Source organism: Arthrobacter agilis (genome assembly GCF_002953615.1).
GTDB lineage: Bacteria > Actinomycetota > Actinomycetes > Actinomycetales > Micrococcaceae > Arthrobacter_D > Arthrobacter_D agilis_B.
The window spans coordinates 1338527-1342416 of record NZ_CP024915.1; the positions used below are offsets into that span (position 1 = coordinate 1338527).

Here is a 3890-nt window from a genome sequence, read left to right on the forward strand (position 1 = left end):
AATGCTGCCACGTCCGTCCCGCTCGGCTGATCGTCCACGCTGTCCGTCCCCCTGTCGGTGCAACACCTGCCCACAGGCACCCTACTCCGGGTCGGGGAGCGCCGGACGGAATCGGCAGCGGGCGGCAGGGCCCTCCGTGGCGGAGAGCTCTGCCGCCCGGCTCAGAAGGTGCCGGCGATCTCCCGCAGCGCCGCCAGATGGTTCCGCCACACGGCGTCCCCGGCCTTCGTCATGGTCAGCCAGGTGCGGGGGCGCTTCCCGATGAAGCCCTTGCGGACGCCGACGTAGCCCGCGGCCTCCAACGCCGCCACCTGCTTGCTGAGGACCGAGTCCGAGACCTGCAGGTGGTCGCGGAGGGTCGCGAAATCGATCTCCTGGGTCTGGGCGAGCGCGGCCATCAACGAGAACCGAACCGGGTGGCCCAGCGTGTCGTCCAGCTGGTGGCGCGGGTGGGCGGGCGTGCCCTGCGTGCTCACCTGCGGGCCTCGTACCAGGCGCACGCCGTCGTCGTGAGGGTGATGAGCGCCGCCATGAGGGCCGAGAACCACAGCTCACCCTCGAGGACCGTGCCACCGAGCACCATCGCCGCCACCCACAGCAGGGCCCACGCCCCGATGTAGTACGCCCATCGGACGCCGAAACCGCGCTTGTTCGCCTGGGTGAAGACGGCGGCCATCGTCGTGAAGATCAGGATCCAGACCATCATGGTGACGATCGGGAGGACGACGGGCGTGCCGGGCGCCTGCGCCGCGAGTCCAAGGGCGACGACGCCCATCGCCGAGACGGCGCCGAGACCGAGCAACGTGGCGATCTGCGGCCAGCCCGCACCGGTCCTCACACTTGCGCCGATCTGGTCCGCCTGCGCGAGCAGTGCCTGCGCCTCCCCCGCGCCCGGGTGACCGGTCTTCGTGGTATCGCTCATCGTCGTGCCCCTTCCGAGTAGTTGCTGATGGAACCACTATCGCAACTACTTTCCGGATTGGCAAATACTTTCGATCAGGTAGTGGAGCGGAGCACCTTGTGGTTCGCCGCCTGGGCCAGCGGGCGCAGGACGAGCTGGTCGATGTTCATGTGATGGGGCGCGTTGAGGGTGAAGGCCACGGCATCGGCGACGTCCTCGGCCGTCAGCGGGTACTCCACGCCCTCGTAGACCCTGTCCGCTGCACCCTGGTTCCCGCCGAGTCGGTTGAGCGAGAACTCCTCCGTGCGCACCATGCCCGGGGACACCTCGATGACCCGGATGTTGTTCCCGGCCTCCTCCAGCCGCAGCGAACGCGCCATCGACTCCTGCGCGGCCTTCACGCCGCAGTACCCGGCTCCCCCCTCGTAGGCCGCGAGCGCGGCGGTGGAGGTCAGGAACAGGACGCTGCCCTGGCCGCCGTCGCGCAGTGCCGGCAGCAGCGCGCGGGTCATGCGCATCGAGCCGAGCACGTTGACGTCGTACATCCGCTGCCAGTCCTCGATGACGGACTGCCCCACCGGGTCGGCCCCGAAGGCTCCGCCGGCATTGTTGACGAGCGCGTGCACGGGGCCGCCGGCGGTCGCCGCGGCCGTGAAGGCATCGACGGACGCCTGGTCGGTGACGTCCAGGGCGAGGGCCGTGGCGCCGGTCTCCGCCGCGAGGGCCTCGAGCCGGTCCACCCGGCGGGCTGCCGCGACGACGTCCCAGCCGTCGCGGCGGAGGGCGCGCACGGTCGCCGCGCCGATGCCGGAACTGGCTCCGGTGACGATGGCGCGCAGGGCGGAGGGGGCCGGGTCGGCGGGCGCGCCGAGGGGCGCCGGGGATGTCTGGGTCATGGGGCCACTGTAGCCATCCCGGGGCGGTCCTGTGCTTCCGGTGGACCGACCCGGAGAAGGCCGCGCGCAGGTAACGTTGAGCGGGGCCCGCGCTCTTGTGCCCTCCGCTGTCCCACCAGAAGGAACCGACGCACCATGACATCCGCAGGACGCACCACCACGGACACCCCCCTCTCGCCCAGGGAACGATCCTCGGTGAGGCTGGCGCTCCAGACCCCGCGGCTCCTGAAGACCGAGGTGCTCGCCGGCCTCGTCGTGGCGCTGGCGCTGATCCCCGAGGCCATCGCGTTCTCGATCATCGCCGGTGTGGATCCCCGGCTCGGTCTGTTCGCGTCGTTCACCATGGCGGTCTCCATCGCCTTCCTCGGCGGCCGGCCCGCAATGATCTCCGCCGCGACCGGCGCGGTCGCCCTCGTCATCGCACCCCTGGTGGACAGCCACGGCCTCGACTACTTCATCGCGGCCGTCATCCTCGGCGGGCTCATCCAGGTGATCCTCGGGATCGCCGGCGTCGCACGGCTCATGCGCTTCATCCCCCGCTCCGTCATGGTCGGTTTCGTGAACGCCCTCGCCATCCTGATCTTCGTGTCCCAGGTCCCCGAACTCCTCGGCGTCCCCCTCCTCGTCTATCCGATGGTCGCCGTGGGCCTGCTGATCGTCTTCGGCCTGCCCCGCCTCACCAGGGCCGTGCCCGCACCCCTGGTCGCGATCGTGGTCCTGACACTGTTCACGATCCTCGCCGACGTGCCCGTGCCGACCGTCGGCGACAAGGGAGACCTGCCCGAGAGCCTGCCCTCGCTGTTCCTCCCCGACGTCCCGCTGACCCTCGAGACCCTGCGGATCATCGCTCCCTTCGCCCTGGCGCTCGCCGCCGTCGGACTCCTCGAATCCCTCATGACCGCCAAGCTCGTGGACGACATCACCGACACCCGGTCCGACAAGACCCGCGAGTCGTGGGGCCAGGGTGCCGCGAACATCATCACCGGCTTCTTCGGCGGCATGGGCGGCTGCGCCATGATCGGCCAGACCATGATCAACGTGAAAGCCTCAGGGGCCCGCACCCGCATCTCGACGTTCCTCGCCGGGATCTTCCTGCTCGTCCTCGTCGTCGCCCTCGGCGACATCGTCGCGCTCATCCCCATGGCCGCGCTCGTCGCGGTCATGATCTTCGTCTCGATCGCCACCTTCGACTGGCACAGCATCACCCCCGCCACCCTGAGGCGCATGCCCAGGAGCGAGACCACCGTCATGCTCGCCACCGTGATCGTCACCGTCTGGACGCACAACCTGGCGATCGGCGTCGGCGTGGGTGTCCTCGTGGCCATGGTGGCCTTCGCACGCCGCGTGGCCCACTTCGTCACCGTCCACCGCACCGAGGACACGGTGGACGGCGAGCGGCGCGTCACCTACGTGATCGACGGCGAGCTGTTCTTCGCCTCCTCCAACGACCTCTACATGCAGTTCGAGTACGCGGCGGACCCCCACCACGTCACCATCGACCTGCGCCGGTCGCACCTGTGGGACGCGTCGACCATCGCCGCCCTCGATGCCGTCTCGGAGAAGTACCGCTCCCACGGCACGGAGGTGGCCGTCGTCGGCCTCAACGAGGCGTCCGCGTCGATGCGCGACCGGCTGCGCGGACAGTTCGGCGCCTGAGCCGCGGGAGCACCGCGCACGGCGGGCCCGCCGCCGTAGGGAACAATGGAGGCATGGCCGACACGACCCAGGGCACAGACACGCCCTCACCCCAGCCCGTTTCCGTTCCCGACAAGCCCGCCCTCGAGGGCCTCGAAGAGAGGCTGTCCCGCCAATGGCGGACGGACGGCACCTACTCCTTCGACCGGGCCACCACGCGTGAGCAGGTGTACTCGATCGACACACCCCCGCCCACGGCGTCGGGATCGCTGCATGTCGGGCACATGTTCTCCTACACCCAGACCGACGTCCTCGCCCGCTTCCAGCGCATGCGCGGCGCCAACGTCTTCTACCCCATGGGCTGGGACGACAACGGTCTGCCCACCGAGCGCCGCGTCCAGAACTACTACGGGGTGCGCTGCGATCCGTCGGTCGCCTACGACCCCGACTACCGGCCG

General features: G+C 70.0%; 5 protein-coding genes. 2 read left to right on the forward strand and 3 right to left on the reverse strand.

Going from position 1 to position 3890, the window contains the following annotated elements; translation table 11 throughout:
• Positions 1–161: 161 nt before the first annotated feature.
• From CVO76_RS06390 to CVO76_RS06400, 3 genes are all read right to left on the reverse strand, one after another.
• Entirely contained in the window at positions 162–476 is a 315-nt protein-coding gene (locus CVO76_RS06390; RefSeq protein ID WP_208741298.1) for a winged helix-turn-helix domain-containing protein, read from the reverse strand.
• Positions 473–922 carry a hypothetical protein gene (locus CVO76_RS06395; RefSeq protein ID WP_208741300.1) on the reverse strand — a complete coding sequence of 150 codons (450 nt, stop codon included), beginning with the start codon at positions 920–922 and terminating at the stop codon, positions 473–475. Before CVO76_RS06395 ends, CVO76_RS06390 begins: the two co-directional genes overlap by 4 nt.
• 74 nt (positions 923–996) lie before the next feature.
• The gene (locus CVO76_RS06400; RefSeq protein ID WP_208741302.1) at positions 997–1797 is read right to left on the reverse strand and encodes an SDR family oxidoreductase; all 801 of its coding nucleotides are present in this window, start codon (positions 1795–1797) and stop codon (positions 997–999) included.
• Between the two features lie 135 nt (positions 1798–1932).
• On the opposite strand from CVO76_RS06400, the gene CVO76_RS06405 reads away from it, so the two are divergent.
• Positions 1933–3453, forward strand: a complete 1521-nt coding sequence (locus CVO76_RS06405; protein ID WP_208741304.1) for a SulP family inorganic anion transporter — start codon at positions 1933–1935, stop codon at positions 3451–3453.
• A 53-nt stretch (positions 3454–3506) separates the two neighbouring features.
• The coding region (locus tag CVO76_RS06410) for a class I tRNA ligase family protein (protein WP_208741306.1) at positions 3507–3890 on the forward strand (384 nt) is incomplete at its 3' end.

Excerpts from the sequence above, each read along its gene's own strand:
- CVO76_RS06405 (WP_208741304.1), top strand. The coding sequence starts at position 1,933 with ATGACATCCGCAGGACGCACCACCACGGACACCCCCCTCTCGCCCAGG.
- CVO76_RS06395 (WP_208741300.1), bottom strand. The coding sequence starts at position 922 with ATGAGCGATACCACGAAGACCGGTCACCCGGGCGCGGGGGAGGCGCAG.
- CVO76_RS06400 (WP_208741302.1), bottom strand. The coding sequence starts at position 1,797 with ATGACCCAGACATCCCCGGCGCCCCTCGGCGCGCCCGCCGACCCGGCC.